The organism is Alteromonas sp. PRIM-21, assembly GCF_027563165.1.
GTDB classification, from domain to species: Bacteria; Pseudomonadota; Gammaproteobacteria; order Enterobacterales; family Alteromonadaceae; genus Alteromonas; species Alteromonas macleodii_A.
Genome location: NZ_JADOEK010000008.1, coordinates 129,883 through 144,686, shown reverse-complemented (window position 1 = coordinate 144,686; position 14,804 = coordinate 129,883). Strand labels below are relative to the sequence as shown.

General features: G+C 46.2%; 13 protein-coding genes and 1 pseudogene. 9 read left to right on the top strand and 5 right to left on the bottom strand.

The annotated features are described in order from the left end of the window. Window positions 1-165 precede the first annotated feature (165 nt). The 3 genes from IW644_RS12700 to IW644_RS12690 all read left to right on the top strand — a co-directional run bounded on the left by IW644_RS12700 (window position 166) and on the right by IW644_RS12690 (window position 4,731). On the top strand, window positions 166-2,556 hold the full coding sequence (locus tag IW644_RS12700; protein WP_269917909.1) for a Tex family protein: 2,391 nt from the start codon (window positions 166-168) through the stop codon (window positions 2,554-2,556). A 202-nt stretch (window positions 2,557-2,758) separates the two neighbouring features. Continuing rightward, window positions 2,759-2,890, top strand: a complete 132-nt coding sequence (locus IW644_RS12695; protein WP_269917908.1) for a hypothetical protein — start codon at window positions 2,759-2,761, stop codon at window positions 2,888-2,890. 62 nt (window positions 2,891-2,952) lie between these two features. Then, the gene (locus IW644_RS12690) at window positions 2,953-4,731 is read left to right on the top strand and encodes a C1 family peptidase (RefSeq protein ID WP_269917907.1); all 1,779 of its coding nucleotides are present in this window, start codon (window positions 2,953-2,955) and stop codon (window positions 4,729-4,731) included. Window positions 4,732-4,893: 162 nt separating this feature from the next. On the opposite strand, the gene IW644_RS12685 is transcribed toward IW644_RS12690, so the two are convergent. From IW644_RS12685 to bioH, 3 genes are all read right to left on the bottom strand, one after another. Beyond that, on the bottom strand, window positions 4,894-5,844 hold the full coding sequence (locus IW644_RS12685) for a putative metalloprotease CJM1_0395 family protein (protein ID WP_269917906.1): 951 nt from the start codon (window positions 5,842-5,844) through the stop codon (window positions 4,894-4,896). 14 nt (window positions 5,845-5,858) lie between these two features. Next, on the bottom strand, window positions 5,859-6,176 hold the full coding sequence (locus tag IW644_RS12680) for a hypothetical protein (protein WP_269917905.1): 318 nt from the start codon (window positions 6,174-6,176) through the stop codon (window positions 5,859-5,861). Window positions 6,177-6,352: 176 nt separating this feature from the next. Further along, a complete protein-coding gene (gene bioH / locus IW644_RS12675) occupies window positions 6,353-7,162 on the bottom strand; it encodes a pimeloyl-ACP methyl ester esterase BioH (RefSeq protein ID WP_269917904.1) in 810 nt (269 codons plus the stop codon). Between the two features lie 99 nt (window positions 7,163-7,261). Here bioH and IW644_RS12670 point away from each other — a divergent pair, with 99 nt between their 5' ends. Next, window positions 7,262-7,975 (top strand): ComF family protein, encoded by a 714-nt coding sequence (locus IW644_RS12670; RefSeq protein WP_269917903.1) that lies wholly within the window; start codon window positions 7,262-7,264, stop codon window positions 7,973-7,975. A gap of 66 nt (window positions 7,976-8,041) precedes the next feature. Here the strand turns inward: IW644_RS12670 and IW644_RS12665 are convergent, their stop codons facing one another. Then, complete coding sequence (locus IW644_RS12665; protein WP_269917902.1) at window positions 8,042-10,699, bottom strand: M14 family zinc carboxypeptidase; 2,658 nt, start codon at window positions 10,697-10,699, stop codon at window positions 8,042-8,044. Between the two features lie 161 nt (window positions 10,700-10,860). Here IW644_RS12665 and nfuA point away from each other — a divergent pair, with 161 nt between their 5' ends. The 5 genes and pseudogenes from nfuA to IW644_RS12640 all read left to right on the top strand — a co-directional run bounded on the left by nfuA (window position 10,861) and on the right by IW644_RS12640 (window position 13,345). Next, window positions 10,861-11,439, top strand: a complete 579-nt coding sequence (nfuA, locus tag IW644_RS12660) for a Fe-S biogenesis protein NfuA (protein WP_118491185.1) — start codon at window positions 10,861-10,863, stop codon at window positions 11,437-11,439. A gap of 45 nt (window positions 11,440-11,484) precedes the next feature. Further along, complete coding sequence (locus IW644_RS12655) at window positions 11,485-11,715, top strand: hypothetical protein (RefSeq protein ID WP_269917901.1); 231 nt, start codon at window positions 11,485-11,487, stop codon at window positions 11,713-11,715. 52 nt (window positions 11,716-11,767) lie between these two features. Next, window positions 11,768-12,007 (top strand): annotated as a pseudogene (locus IW644_RS12650) (aspartate/glutamate racemase family protein); the annotation flags it as partial. A gap of 73 nt (window positions 12,008-12,080) precedes the next feature. Further along, window positions 12,081-12,464 (top strand): VOC family protein, encoded by a 384-nt coding sequence (locus tag IW644_RS12645; RefSeq protein WP_269917900.1) that lies wholly within the window; start codon window positions 12,081-12,083, stop codon window positions 12,462-12,464. 206 nt (window positions 12,465-12,670) lie between these two features. Continuing rightward, window positions 12,671-13,345, top strand: a complete 675-nt coding sequence (locus tag IW644_RS12640) for a class I SAM-dependent DNA methyltransferase (RefSeq protein ID WP_269917899.1) — start codon at window positions 12,671-12,673, stop codon at window positions 13,343-13,345. An 87-nt stretch (window positions 13,346-13,432) separates the two neighbouring features. On the opposite strand, the gene IW644_RS12635 is transcribed toward IW644_RS12640, so the two are convergent. Beyond that, window positions 13,433-14,779 carry an MATE family efflux transporter gene (locus tag IW644_RS12635; protein WP_269917898.1) on the bottom strand — a complete coding sequence of 449 codons (1,347 nt, stop codon included), beginning with the start codon at window positions 14,777-14,779 and terminating at the stop codon, window positions 13,433-13,435. Window positions 14,780-14,804 lie beyond the last annotated feature (25 nt).

The window sequence follows — 14,804 nt, the reverse complement described above, 5'->3', positions numbered from 1 at the left end:
CTTCTTAACTACCCAGTTGTAACACAATGATCAGACGACTTTCCCTACACCGCGGTGATATACTCACCGCTCTTATTTTCACTACTAACGCTGTGTATGTAAGCCTGTCACACACCGTTTATTCGCCATTGCCTAACGCGAACTTTTAGTATCTTAGAGCGACTTATGATTACCAATAAAATTGCAGAAGAACTTAGCGTTCAACCCTCGCAAGTAACTGCCGCAGTAAAACTTCTCGATGAAGGGGCAACCGTTCCTTTCATTGCCCGATACCGCAAAGAAGTAACCCAAGGCCTTGATGATACGCAGCTGCGTAATCTAGAGCAGCGCTTGACCTACTTACGTGAGCTAGAAGAACGCCGCGACGTTATTCTTAAATCTATCGAAGAGCAGGGCAAACTAACTGACGAACTCAAAAGCAGCATTGCCGGTGCTGACAGCAAAACAACCCTTGAAGACTTGTACTTACCGTATAAGCCTCGTCGACGCACTAAAGGGCAAATTGCTATCGAAGCAGGTTTAGCGCCGCTAGCCGATGCACTGTTTAGCAACCCTGACACAGACGCTGAAAGCAAAGCGCAAGAGTTTGTAAATGCAGACAACGGCGTAGCTGATACTAAAGCCGCGCTAGAAGGTGCTCGCTATATCCTTATGGAAAGGTTTGCTGAAGATGCCGCTTTGCTAGCGAAAGTGCGTCATTACCTTACTGAAAATGCTCACGTAAAAAGTACGGTTGTACCAGGTAAAGAACAAGAAGCGGCCAAATATAAAGACTATTTTGAACACAGCGAGAAATACAAAAAGGTACCCTCGCATCGCGCATTGGCCATGTTCCGAGGTCGCAATGAAGGCATGCTTCATATTCAGCTAGATGCAGACCCACAATCAGAAGAAAAGGGGCCATCTCATTGCGAACACATTATCGCAAGCCACTACGATATCATGCACCGCGGTCGTGGCGCGGATGATTTCTTAGCTCAGGTTGTGCAGTGGACGTGGAAAATCAAAATTGGTTTACACATGGAAACTGAGCTATTTAGCGCCCTTCGAGAGCGTGCTGAAGAAGAAGCCATTGAAGTATTTGCTAAAAACTTAAACGACCTATTGATGGCTGCACCTGCAGGCGCAAAAACCACTATGGGCCTAGATCCAGGTTTAAGAACCGGCGTTAAGGTAGCAGTAGTAGACAGTACAGGTAAGGTGGTAGCAACCAACACCATATTCCCACACGCACCACAAAATCAGTGGGATAAGTCTATTCGCACGCTAACAACCTTGTGCAAACAATACAAAGTAGACTTAATCAGCATTGGTAACGGTACAGGTTCTCGTGAAACCGACAAACTTGTCGGAGAAATGCTTAAGAACAACAGCGAACTTACAGCACAGAAAATTATGGTAAGTGAAGCTGGCGCTTCTGTATATTCAGCGTCTGAGCTTGCCTCGAAAGAACTGCCTGAACTGGATGTTTCAATTCGCGGTGCCGTGTCTATCGCACGCCGCCTGCAAGACCCACTCGCAGAACTCGTTAAAATTGAGCCTAAAGCCATTGGTGTAGGCCAATATCAGCACGACGTAAGTCAAAGCCAGCTGGGTAAATCCCTTGACCGTGTTATTGAAGACTGTGTGAACGCCGTTGGCGTTGACCTAAACACGGCATCGCCTGCGCTATTAAGCTATGTATCAGGCTTAAATAAAACTCTAGCGCATAACATTGTTAATTTCAGAGACACTAATGGTGCTTTCCCAGACCGTAAAGCACTGTTAAAAGTTGAGCGTTTGGGTCCAAAAGCTTTTGAGCAAGCGGCGGGTTTCTTGCGTATTGTAAACGGCACCAACCCTCTTGATGCCTCTGCGGTTCACCCCGAAGCATACCCGGTAGTCGATAAAATTGTAGATACCACTGCGGTTGCAGTTAATGACATTATCGGCAATACCGAGTTACTTAAAAGCTTGTCGCCAGATACCTTTACCAGCGATGCATTCGGCTTACCTACCGTTAAAGACATCCTTAAAGAGCTCGACAAGCCAGGTCGTGACCCTCGCCCTGAATTTAAAACAGCGGCGTTTAAAGAAGGCGTTGAAACTATTAACGACCTTACGCCGGGTATGATCCTAGAAGGCGTAGTGAGTAATGTAGCTAACTTTGGCGCATTTGTTGATGTGGGCGTGCATCAAGACGGACTGGTACATATCTCTGCATTGACCAACAAGTTTATCTCAGACCCTCGCGAGGTAGTTAAAGCCGGCGATATCGTGAAAGTAAAAGTGCTGGAAGTAGACGTACCGCGTAAGCGTATTTCCTTTACCATGCGCTTAGACGACACACCAAATCAAAGTAATAATGCCGGTGGCTATAGCTCTTCAAGTAAGGGCTCTTCAGGTAGAGGTGCGAATAACCAAGGCTCAGGTAAAGATCAAAACAAAGGGGCTGGACGTGCCAATGGTAAAGCAAATCCGCGCTCAAATAAGGGAGGCGGCAATCGCAACAGCCAGCCTCAAAACAGCGCCATGGGCAATGCCTTTGCTGACGCGTTTGCTAAGGCGAAAAAGTAAACCCTAGCCATTCATTATCGCTTATTTTGTTTTATAAAGGGCTTATCGCAAGACAGGCCCTTTTTTGTTGCTCTTCCATTTATCCTTTCGCTTTTGCTACATTAGTTATGGTGCAATGGAGAGTATTAACGCTCAACAATACTTACGTAAAAAGCATTAATACCAATCCGTATAGATAAAGATACCGAAACAATGAAAAGGTGTGGGTCACACCGAAACCGAAGTTCGTATTTTAGTAGCGTTTAACGAAGGTAATGTTGCTCATTTGACCTCAGCCTTTTTCCAGGCAGTACTTTCGGACGACCATAATGAGTTAACGGCCAACGACCTTTGATGTACGCGTGTTTCATCTAGCTCTACAGCAAAGATCACCTGCCCTAATCAGAGGATGATGTTATGAACTTACCTGTTTCAGAAAGCATGCTAAATGTCAGCGCAGACTACCCCGACCTTCGGGATCGCTATTACCAACCCAACCTCACCCCGCTTAAGCCTTTTATCGACCCGCCGGGTAACTTGGGTATATTGGACCAAGGCAAAGACGGCGCCTGTACAGGCTTTGCCTTGGCCGCCACCATAAATTTTATCTATCGCCAGCAAGGCCGAAAACATACCGTGAGCCCATGGATGCTTTACGCCATGGCAAAGCGTCACGATGAATGGTTGGGCGAAGCCTATGACGGCTCGAGTTGCCGGGGCGCTATTAAAGGCTGGTATAACAGCGGGGTGTGCAGTGACTCTCTGACAAAAGATATTAATCACAGCAACGAATTTGAAATGACCCTCGCCATAGCTAATAACGCCAGTAATCATAGGCTTGGCGCATACTACCGGCTTGAACGGGAAATTAGCGACTTTCATGCTGCACTTAATGAAGTGGGTGTTATTTTCGTGTCAGCAAGAATACATGAAGGCTGGAAAGACGCCGAGGGCGACGCGATAAAATTAAGGCCTGAGCCCATAGGAGGCCATGCGTTTGCCATTGTTGGCTACAACGATGAAGGCTTTTGGATTCAAAATTCGTGGGGTACGGATTGGAAAAAGTCAGGGCTGGCACTCTGGCGATACGATGACTGGGCGTTAAATGTTATGGATGCTTGGGTGGTACAACTCGCACTTCCTATTTCAGGTACGGGTACCTACCATCAGGCTACGCGCTCTATCGCACAGGGGCTGTTCTCTCGCTCTACACCACGAGTAAGTATTCAAGATCACTTCGTCCATTTTGATGACGGGCACTTTGATACTAAAAGTAAATATTGGAGCAACAAAAACCACGTCGATACCATTATTGAAAAGCTCTCTGACAGTAATCATCAGCATGTAATGCTGTACGCGCACGGCGGCTTAAATAGCATTAAAGCCTCGGCTAAACGCATTGCTGCCATGAAAGACACCTTTCTTAAAAACGATGTGTACCCCATTCACTTCATGTATGACACAGGCATGCTTGAAGAGCTAAAGGACATTTTAGGCTTTAAGAATGAAGAAATTAGCACCAAAGTTGGGGCATTTACCGACTACACCGATCGCATTTTAGAATGGGCGACACGTAAAGTAGGCGGCGCACTATGGCGTGAAATGAAATCAGACGCTTGCACGCCTTTTACCCGTACCACGTCCGACGGCACCTACTTTTTGACCCAGTTAGCTGGCTATCTTAAAGATAACCCAAGGATACAACTGCATGTTGTGGGTCATTCGGCAGGCTCTATTTTTCATGCACACAGTCTATCAAGGTTATTCAAAGTTGATGAAAATATAAAAGTAACAAGCCTGCATTTAATGGCCCCAGCCATTAGCTACTCACTATTTAACGAAAAGCTTTCAGAGTTTATAGAGGGAGAACATATCCAGTCGACCACGATTTACAACTTATCCGAAGCATTAGAAAAAGATGATCACGTGGCGCGTATTTACCAAAAGTCATTACTTTATTTAGTATCAAATGCATTCGAGCCTAAACCGGAGATGCCATTATTAGGTATGGCCGTTTTTAATCAGCCGCTGTCTAACGTAACGTTTGAATACAGCGAAGGAAAAGAAGGTGATGCGACGGCAGCTACATCCCACGGTGGATTTGATAGCGACGTAGATACCATGAACTCGGTGCTTTCAGATATCACTGGCGGTACACCTAAATATCCGTTTACAAAGGCGATATTAGATTATTGAGGCTTGCTGATGTGAAGAAGCCTTTGCATAAATGAAAGTGCCGTTCTTGCGATTTAGCTCGCAGTTTTTGGGCTAGATCGTGATTTATTCTGTAAGCTAAATTGTTGGTGTAATGTGAAGCAGCCAGCGCTAACTTAACGCTATTATGCTTGAAGCCGGCTATTATGCTTGGAGAGATATACCTTCTCTTGACGGGGTGTAAGCTTGCAGATAAGCGTTTTGAATGCGGCCTTTTCGCGTTTGCATGGCGTCAGGCGCATTTGCCTCTAACCCCTGCGAAGATATAGCGTTTGCGGGGTTAGACGCACTATCCAATACTTCGTCTGCCGCCGCTCCTATTCTTGGGCCAGTGTTAATTTCGGACTCAGTGATAGTTTCAATACCTGAAACTGTATCGACACTATCAATTGGTGTCTGCTCTGTAATAGATTCCGCTGTTGGTGGGTTATCAGCTTGCGCTTTAGCAATCTCACTTCGCGCCTCTGTCGCTTTTTGAGATGCCTCTGCGGCCACTTTTAAGTCTTGCGAAGAAGGCTCAGCTGGTGCGAGCGCTGCGGCGCGCACCTGTTCCATTTTTTGCAGCGTTTCTTCTGGCGTTTTTTCTTCTGAGACGTCAATAGACACCTCGCCATCAGTAACATAGCGCTTATTATCTGGGCCTGTAGTGTATTCATATCGCGGTGCACCAGCGTACTGCCCACCTGTTGCCGCATGTGCCTGCTCGTGAACTCTCACTTCCTGATCACGGGCTTTTAGTTGTTCAATTTCCGCAGCCTCTTGCTTCTCTTGTTGCTCTTGCTGCCTATCTTTCGCGTCTTGCTTACCTGCACTCTCGTCCTGCGCATTGTCTTTTTCTTGCCCAAACACGTTTTGGAAAGCAGCTTGAAGCTCGGTTTGTATTTGAGGACGTTCGTAGGTGACAGGAGCTGGCGGCTGACCCGGGCTTTTAGCCTTATCAGTTTCAGAACCTAAACCTTTTTGAGAAGCGCCTTGCTGGGAGTCTGATGCTTGGGGAATAGTTTCCCGCTGCACGTTATCTCTACGGGCAGATTCTGTATTTACATTCGCCGTGGGATAAGCAATGGCGTTAAGGATTGGCGTTACTATATTCACCGAACCAGCTCCACTTAAGCCAATACGTCAATGATAGTGCCAAGCATCTCGTCGGCCACCCCTAAAACTTTGGCAGAAGCTTGGGCATTACGCTCGTTTACATTAAGCGCAATTAAGTCGTCGGTTAAACGCGTAGTGCTAGAAGCGGAGTTAGAAGAAGTGTTGTTTGCTTCGCTGCTAGCCACTGTAGGTTGAGCGGGAGCAACAGCATCCTCAGCCGTTCGCTGAGCAATATTTGCCGCTGCCTGCGATACGCCATCGCTTGCACTTTGTAACCCATACTGAGCCGCTGCAAATGCAGAGCCTGCACTTAAACCATCAATATTTGTCATACACTACCCCTAACCTCTCATGTGCAATTATTGACCAATTTCACACAAATGGAAAGACATGTATCACACACTGCCATTAACTTATTGTAAGCAGGCGACTTTTAATTAGCTGTAATGAAAGAAAAAGCTTCAAACCACTGATTAATAGCAGTTTGAAGCCCTGTTAAGGCGTTAGTTCAAGACGCTTTCTGTTGGTAAATTCCCGCAGCAAAACGAAATAGAATATCAGCGGTTTGCTGAGGATGAGAAATAAACGGTGCATGGGAGGCGTGTGGCAGTACGACGGTATCAGCTTGCGGATGGAACTCGCAAATTCGGTCTATACCGCTTGTAGGCACCAAACTATCTAATCTGCCATACAAGCGTAATGTAGGCGTAGTTATGCGTCCTACATCGTGTCGCATGTCTTCAGTAGACAATATACGTAAGCCTTTCTTAAGCGCTTCCTCAGCGGGTTCTGGAAATTGAGTGACCTGCTCTCGTATTGCTTTAATATCTTGCTTTGCTGTTTCACTACCCATAGCCTGAATTGCCAAAAAGCGTTCGAGTGTCTTTTGGTAATTCTTCTCCAGCTGTGTTTCAAACATAGTAAGCAAATCAGCCGCAATGCCTGGCCAGCAAGGTCCGGCTATAAAACGAGGCGTTGAAGCAATAGTAACCAGTCCATTGAGCTTTTCTGGTGCTAATAACGCGAGCTTTTGAGCTACCAATCCACCTAGTGACCATCCAACCAACACGCACTGGTCTGGCAGTTTGTCTACAATAGCTTGGGCAAGGGACTCAACATTGTAAGGTGAAGGCACGATTTCCGCGTTTTCTCCAAATCCAGGAAGGTCGATGGTGGTAACGCGAAAATTATCACTAAGGTAAGGGATAAAGGATGTGAACGCGCCGCTGTTCATACCCCAACCGTGAAGAAATACTACGTCTACGCCTGTACCCTGAGTACGGGTGACAAGCTCGCCATTTGTATGCAAAATTTCCATTTACACCTCCTTAGGCAGAAACGTGTTTTTTAAGGAAACACGAAATGATGAAAATAGGTCGACGTTCGACAATTCAAGGAAGTTGATGGAATCAACACTATGAACCTTTCATGCTTGCTATGTTATCAGGCAAGTCCTACGCCAGTATGTCACTGGTGTGAAGATGACATGTTTTTTTTCGAAGCCTCATTACATGGGAGTAACCTACTTCAATACGGCCCTGTGGCAGGCCACGTCAAGCATAGCCACTACGACGCACTATCCGTGCTCGGGCTCCACACATGGCCCATGTCATCGCTGGTTCACCAGTTAAAGTTTACGCATTCACTGACGGCAGGGAAAGTATTAAGTAACTGGTTTGTCCATAAAAAGCGACAGTGCACTCTATCAGTGCCAGATGTACTGCTTCCGGTTCCAATTAGTGCATGGAGGCTTGCAAAGCGCCACTACAACCAAGCTACGCTTTTGTGTGAAAGCTTAAGCCGCGAATTAGGGATACCCATTAACCAAGCGTGGGCTAGCCGCAAAGGCTTTAGTGTGCAGCACCACTTATCCAAGCTAGCCAGAGCAGAGAACGCAAACCGTGTATTTAATTTATCTAAGCAGTGTATCGATGACGAGATAGCAACGACGCACGCTAATAAAGATGGCAGCGATTTCACCGTGGCGATAGTGGATGACGTGCTTACTACGGGTGTGACCGTAAACACATTAAGTAAAAGACTTAAGCAGCGCTACCCTAATATACAGATTCAAGTGTGGGCAGCGGTATTTACGCCACCACCCAAAAGCAGCTTATTGCTAAAGGCGTAGGGCTAAAAAAAGAATATAGAAAAATGCGCTGTTAGGCGCGGCATGCACCGCGCCTCATAAACTGATTTAACGGATAAAATGCGACTGGTAAATTGCATTAGCTAGCATTTTGTTCGTGCCGTACCAGTAGCCTCTAAATTGCGTATTGTCGGTAAAACCAATGACCACACCACGTCCCATCTTCTGAGTTGTCACCGCGGTCGATTCAGCCATTAGCGCAACCATTCTTTTATCGCTAAACCCTGCCACAAGGGGCTCGTCGGTGTAGCGTGCTGGTGTGACAAACGGCGAACTACTTGCTTCCACGATCATATTGTTCGTTTTAAACATAGGTAACGTGTCATCGCTATAGCCATAAAAAAGTGGATGAGTATTATCAATATCAGCTTCAAATACAGCGCCAGCCACCAACTTTCTGGCATAGAGGGACGAGCCGTCTTCGTAGCTTAAATCGCTTTCATCGAAGGCATTATCTATCGTCTCTCTACTGATAATGTCCGCATCTAGCCACTTGTGTTTAGCGAAGTAACGCAGTGCAGATTTCTGGCCTACAATCACGCCACCGGCTTTCACCCAGTCTTCAATTTTCGCTCTGTCGTTCTCTGTAAAGCGATAGCGACCGCTTGGAAATAGAATGTGAGTGTATGTGATGCTAGGGTCATTAAGCGCACGTAATAGATGTTGTTGCTCAACAATACTTGCAGATAAGCCGACTTTTGTATCGAAGTAGTGCCACATTTCACCTACTTCGTATTCACTCGTCCCTTCACCCCCTACAATTAATACCTGCGGTAAGCCCACTGGCGCCATACTTCGGCTACCTAAATCATTACCTGTCGGCGTTAATCCACTGCGCAAGCTAAAAACAGGTACCTGCAGTTGTTGCTGCGCTTTGCTCAAAATGGCTTCTAAGTTTTCGGGCTGTCCCAAACCTTTAGGCACCACGATACTACCGGGCTGAAGGTCAACGTTTTTGCCATCGTATTTAGTAGCGGAAAACGCTTTTTCACTGCTTCGCACTTTCACACCGGCTTCCAGTAGGGTTTGAAGCATGGCGGGCGCGTAATAGTGCTGCCATGAAAACGCGTAGGCATAAGCGTTTTCATGAATATCGTTAAGTGTTGCTTGTGCTAGAGCAGAGTTGTCACTTAGCGCAAGGCTTCGCACATCGCCCTTGTCTAAAGCCGCGTAGTCCAAGTTAAATGCCATAGCTAAATTCCACGTTGAAACATCATAGAAAGTGTTATTTTCAAATGATGTTTGCGTAGAAAAAATTGATTTTACTAGGCGGTATTGAGGTTGGTTAGTAGGGATAAATATTGCCTTCCCAGCCTTGTAGCTAATCTTGTTCGCATCGAAGTTCTCCGTAAGCACTTCATATAAAATGTGATGCTGCTCAAGTAATGCGATAAATGCGTTAAAACGAGCGGTATCATTCGATGCACTTACCACAAATCCAGCCTGTGCATCTTGCTTGGCCAAAGACTGCGTACTCTTCACAAAGCCCGATTGGTAATCAAGGATTGCAGCCTTATTTGCCAACGCACCCTTAAAGGTACTCAAAGACGTGGTAATTTGGTTCGCTATAGTGTCTTTGAAAGCAAGCTTGCCGTTTATAGAGTCTTGCAGGTGTCCCCGCGAACTGGCCTGTTCAAACAGTATACCCACGCTACCGTGTAAATCTGGATAGGTAGACCCTTTACCAGCGTAGAAATCGTCGAATGCTTCTTCGGTGAAATACAGCTCGCCTTGTTCGTCAAATGCAGCCGCGTGATAATGCGCAAGCGCTTCGGTTAAGGTGACGTTCTCGTCTGGCGTTAAGGGGTTTTTGCGCGAGCGTACGCCGGGCTGAAAGAAATAGGTACTGTCTGTGCCCATTTCATGAAAATCGGTCAGAATATGTGGCCGCCATTTATGAAACTGTTTAATACGTGCCTGCGACTCTGGGTGCGCCAGCAATAGCCAGTCGCGATTTAAATCGAACCAGTAGTGATTTGTTCTGCCTGACGGCCACCCCTCGTCATGTTCACGGTGGCGGCTGTCAGAAACTAACTGCTTGCCTTTGTGCATATTTGCCCACTGAGCAAAACGAGAGAGTCCATCGGGGTTGAAAGATGGATCAAACAGCACAATATTGTTGTTCAACAAGGCATCGATTTCTTCGCCTTCAGCGGCGGCTAAGTAATAAGCCAGCGCTAGCGAAGCATTGGTACCGGAAGGCTCGTTACCGTGAATACTGTAGCCCATGTAAAAAATCAGAGGAGCGTCGTTACCTACTTTTTTGCCACTTTCCATGGCATCAATGTGCTGCTGCCTCATGGCTTCAATGTTGTTTCTGTTTGACGGCGCAGTGATAGTCATGAGTAAAAGCGGGCGATTTTCGTGGGTACGGCCAGTCTCTTCGATGGTAATGCGGTCAGACTTCTCGGCAAGAAGCTGCATATAGTTTACGACTTGGTCGTGACGTACGTGCCACTCACCAATGTTGGCACCAAGTACAGATTCAGGCGTAGGAATAGCTGGGTTGTAGGATACTGTATCAGGTAAGTATGCTGTAACTGGCTGCCCGCCTGTATCAGGGGTAATAGTAACCACTGATGATAAGGCTGGCTGTGCCAATGCTTGCTGGCTGGTCGTCGCCCCAAGACCGATAGAGCCAAGCGCCAGGAATAAAGCGAGTGTTAATGGGTTCTTTTTGGCGGAGTTTTTTAGTTTCGCTAACATAGCGCTTCCCGTCTTGTTGTTATGGTTGAGAGTAATAGCGGTGTACGCCACTCTCAACAAATTCGATTCATTGGAATTATTTATTTAATTAATACCTGACTGTTTTACTCAGGTAAATTTGATACAATAATCTAAATTTTCAAAATATGTAGGACTTGCTGATGATAACTATATCAGAAGAAGCCCAGGCTCACTTCGTAAAACTGCTGAGTAAACAAGAGTCTGGCACGAATATTCGTGTATTCGTCGTAAACCCAGGCACCTCGTCAGCTGAGTGTGGCGTGTCCTATTGCCCGCCAGACGCTGTCGAAGAAACAGACACTCGCCTAACGTTTAACGGCTTCGATGCCGTGGTAGACGAAGAAAGTGCACCTTACCTCGATGAGGCGGAAATTGACTACGTTACCGATCAAATGGGCTCACAATTAACACTTAAAGCGCCTAATGCTAAAGCGCGCAAAGTGGCCGACGATGCCCCTTTAGTCGAGCGAATCAACTACATGATCGAATCAGAAATCAATCCGCAGCTAGCTAGCCACGGGGGTAATGTTGTACTTACCGAGTTAACTGATGATGGCTACGCTATTCTTCAATTCGGCGGTGGCTGTAATGGCTGCTCAATGGTAGACGTGACGCTTAAAGAAGGTATCGAGAAGCAAATGATTGAACAGTTTGCTGGCGAGCTTAAAGGCGTGCGCGATGCAACTGAACACCAAGCTGGTGAGCACTCTTACTACTAAGCGCAATACTGCGCTTATTTAGGTGCACAGTACAATGCTGCCCTTATGCTGACGCAAGATCCACTCAAGAGCTGGCAACGATTCAAAATAGGCTTATCTATTTTCGTTGTCGGCGTCTTGCTGTTGTTTACCCTTAGCGAATTTCATATCGCACTGCGCTACCTAAGCCTTCTTGTGCTATTTCTTGGTTTTGCTATTGCCATGTTTGGCTACTGGGGCATTTTCATTCAGCGCTTCTCGTTTATAAAAAATAAGAAACCGCCGCCTAAGTTCTAGTAATTTCACTCATCTACTTAATTCCAGCCATTTTACTGCGCTAAAGTATGCACAACGAGACACGATTCATAACATTATTTATGAACAATTATGCAAGGGCGTGATTTGTGTTGATTCTCGTAAGGCGTATATTGAAGTAATAAACGCGCTTGCGGCCAAGGGTGCTGAAGGCATTATTCTAGGCTGCACCGAAATTGCGTTATTAGTGCAACAACAGCATACCAAGATTAGGTTATACGACACTACCGCTATCCATGCTAAAGCTGCGGTAGACTTCGCTTTAGGGCTATAAATAAACTAGAGCAGAGCACGAATGACCTAATTTTATAAAAGGGGTTACCCCTACTATTTCAGAGGACACAACTATGTTTAGCCACGTTATGTTAGGTGCAAACGACCTTGAAGCGTCGAAGAAATTCTATGACGCTATTTTAGGTGTATTGGGTTACGAGCCAGGCGTTTTTGATGAATATGGACGTGTGTTTTACTACACGCCCAAAGGTATTTTAGCCCTAACCAAGCCAATTAATGGCGAGGAAGCGACACACGGCAATGGAACAACCCTTGGTCTCGCAGCGCGTACACCAGAGATTGTAGATGAATGGCATAAAGTTGGAAGCGAAAATGGGGGAGTTCCATGTGAAGACCCACCAGGCATTCGGGGAAATAGCGAACGCCAATTATACCTTGCTTACCTGCGAGACCCGTCCGGTAATAAACTCTGCGCCACGCACATAGTAAGAAAATAAAGCATTAAGCCTGATTTTATGTCGAGCAGCCTAATAGGTTGAAATAATGCGAAAAAGTATAGGCGTTATCTGTTGGCAGTTTATGACCAAGGCAGGTAGCGTCTTTTCCCTCCCTGCATACACTTCTCTGTATACACTTTCCCACTATACATTTTTGCTAGATGAATTAATCTTAAAGAAGCAAAAGTTCAGCTAACAGATAGCATATGACTCCTGAAGAAACTGGCAAGGCCTACGACACTATTACTCATCGCTGGACTCGACCCGAGTTTAATCAGAAAAATGGCATAACTGCCTATCAAAAAGCTCTGTCGTTTTTGCCGCAAGCCGCACAACTAGAGCATAACAGAGTGCATAGTAGGGCGCCTAAAGAGGGAGAAGCACAGGACCGCGGCTACGCACTAGACATTGGATGCGGCTGTACCAACCGCTTTGTTCCCATTATCGAAAATAAAGGGTTAACGTACGAAGGCATTGATGTTTCTAAAGATATGCTGGCTATAGCTAAGTCGCAGGCACCTGCCCATACCTTTTATTGCGCCGACATTTGCACGTTTACATTAACTAAGCACTATTCCTTCATAAGCGCTTGGGATAGCTTTTGGCATATTCCTTTGACGCAGCAAGAGCCTTTGCTAAAGAAGCTAATGAATCACTTAAACGATGAGGGCGTGTTACTTTTTAGCTGCGGTAGCACGGGTGAAAGTGGAGAGCACACAAATAAGGTGATGGGACCAGAAGTCTACTACGCCTCGCTTGGGCTACATAGATATTTGGAAATATTGATGAAAGCTGGCGGGTTTATTCGCCACGTTGAATTTGATCAGCACCCCGAGCTACACACAATTATCATTGTGCAAAAAAGAACAGAGCAAAAATAAAGCGGAATAATGCATCAGGAAGACTTAAAGAAGCAGCGTGCTAGGCACGTCCTCCCTAAATAAGGTCAACGATACGCTCTAAAAACACTAGCTTTGCGATGCCGCTAGTTCATCGCGTTTATCTAAACGATAAAAACTCCACGCCAGTGTTACGCCGCGAGCGAGTAAAAAGGCGAGTAGGGCATACCATAGGCTAACGTTACCTTGTTCTTGCGTGAGGTACCAAACAGGGAAATACACACCTAATGCACTTATTATCATGGTATTTCGCATTGCACTTGCTCGAGTAAGACCAACAAACACACCGTCGTACAAAAAGCACCAGTGGGCCAACAGAGGAAGCAATACCATTAAACTTAGGTAAGGCTGCGCTGCGTCTACGATGCCACCATGCTCAGTAAGCAGTTCGACAATGGCTTCACCTGCTAACCAGAATATCAGGCTGTAGATGAGGGCAAACAAGCTTGACCAGGCTAACCCTTGGTAAGTACGCCGTTTCACTTCACTGCTATCAGACGCCCCTTTGGCTTCACCCACCAGCGCCTCCACACCATAGGCAATACCATCAAGCCCCAATGCAATTAAAACAAAGAACTGCATAAGTATGGCATTGACTGCCGCCGACGTTTCACCGTAACGGGCTCCTTGAATAGTGAGGAACGCTAGGCAGCCTTGCAGTGCCAGATTTCGTAGTAACATATCGCCGTTTAACTTCATTAGCACCTTACGTGCCGCCCGGTTAAACCAAGACGCACTTACCGCTACACCGCCAACATGTTTAAATGCCACCATAAGCGCCATTATGGCCATAGTATATTCAGCAATAACACTGGCTAATGCCACACCTGCTACTGACATATTCAGTGAAAATACAAATACCACATCAAGTGCAGCATTCAGTAGATTGCCCACAATTTGAATAGTCATAACACTGCGCGTTTTTTGCTGCCCCACTAGCCACCCTACCAACGCAAGATTAAGCATGGCAGCAGGCGCGCCCCATACGCGCACAGAAAAATAGCTTTGAAGGTGTAGGGCTACTTCGTTATTAGGTTGAGTTAAGGTTAACCCTATAGAAAGGATAGGGGATTGAAGAACCAGAATGACTGCACCTAACAATAAGGCCACAGCCACCGTTTGCCACAATACCTTGGCCGATTCTAACCTATTATTGGGCGACCCTTTCGCTTGCGCACTTAAGCCTGTTGAAGACATGCGAAGAAACCCGCATACCCAGTATATTTGCGTTAAAATAAGTGCGCCTACCGAAGCGCCAGCAAGCATAGCAGGTAACGACATGTGCCCTAAAACTGCGGTATCCACTAAGCCCAATAAAGGCGTGGTAACATTCGCTAGGATCATAGGAAGCGCTAGCGCTAACAGACGGGTATGGTCGTCAAAAAAGGAGCGCTGGCTTACTTCGGCACGGGACATAAATGATCTCAGTAAAGGTTGGTTT

Bases quoted from the DNA above. Each gene is read 5' to 3' on its own strand.
- nfuA (WP_118491185.1), top strand. From the start codon at position 10,861: ATGATAACTATATCAGAAGAAGCCCAGGCTCACTTCGTAAAACTGCTG.
- IW644_RS12640 (WP_269917899.1), top strand. From the start codon at position 12,671: ATGACTCCTGAAGAAACTGGCAAGGCCTACGACACTATTACTCATCGC.
- IW644_RS12665 (WP_269917902.1), bottom strand. From the start codon at position 10,699: ATGTTAGCGAAACTAAAAAACTCCGCCAAAAAGAACCCATTAACACTC.
- IW644_RS12700 (WP_269917909.1), top strand. From the start codon at position 166: ATGATTACCAATAAAATTGCAGAAGAACTTAGCGTTCAACCCTCGCAA.
- IW644_RS12670 (WP_269917903.1), top strand. From the start codon at position 7,262: ATGAACCTTTCATGCTTGCTATGTTATCAGGCAAGTCCTACGCCAGTA.
- IW644_RS12690 (WP_269917907.1), top strand. From the start codon at position 2,953: ATGAACTTACCTGTTTCAGAAAGCATGCTAAATGTCAGCGCAGACTAC.
- IW644_RS12645 (WP_269917900.1), top strand. From the start codon at position 12,081: ATGTTTAGCCACGTTATGTTAGGTGCAAACGACCTTGAAGCGTCGAAG.
- IW644_RS12680 (WP_269917905.1), bottom strand. From the start codon at position 6,176: ATGACAAATATTGATGGTTTAAGTGCAGGCTCTGCATTTGCAGCGGCT.
- bioH (WP_269917904.1), bottom strand. From the start codon at position 7,162: ATGGAAATTTTGCATACAAATGGCGAGCTTGTCACCCGTACTCAGGGT.
- IW644_RS12655 (WP_269917901.1), top strand. From the start codon at position 11,485: ATGCTGACGCAAGATCCACTCAAGAGCTGGCAACGATTCAAAATAGGC.
- IW644_RS12635 (WP_269917898.1), bottom strand. From the start codon at position 14,779: ATGTCCCGTGCCGAAGTAAGCCAGCGCTCCTTTTTTGACGACCATACC.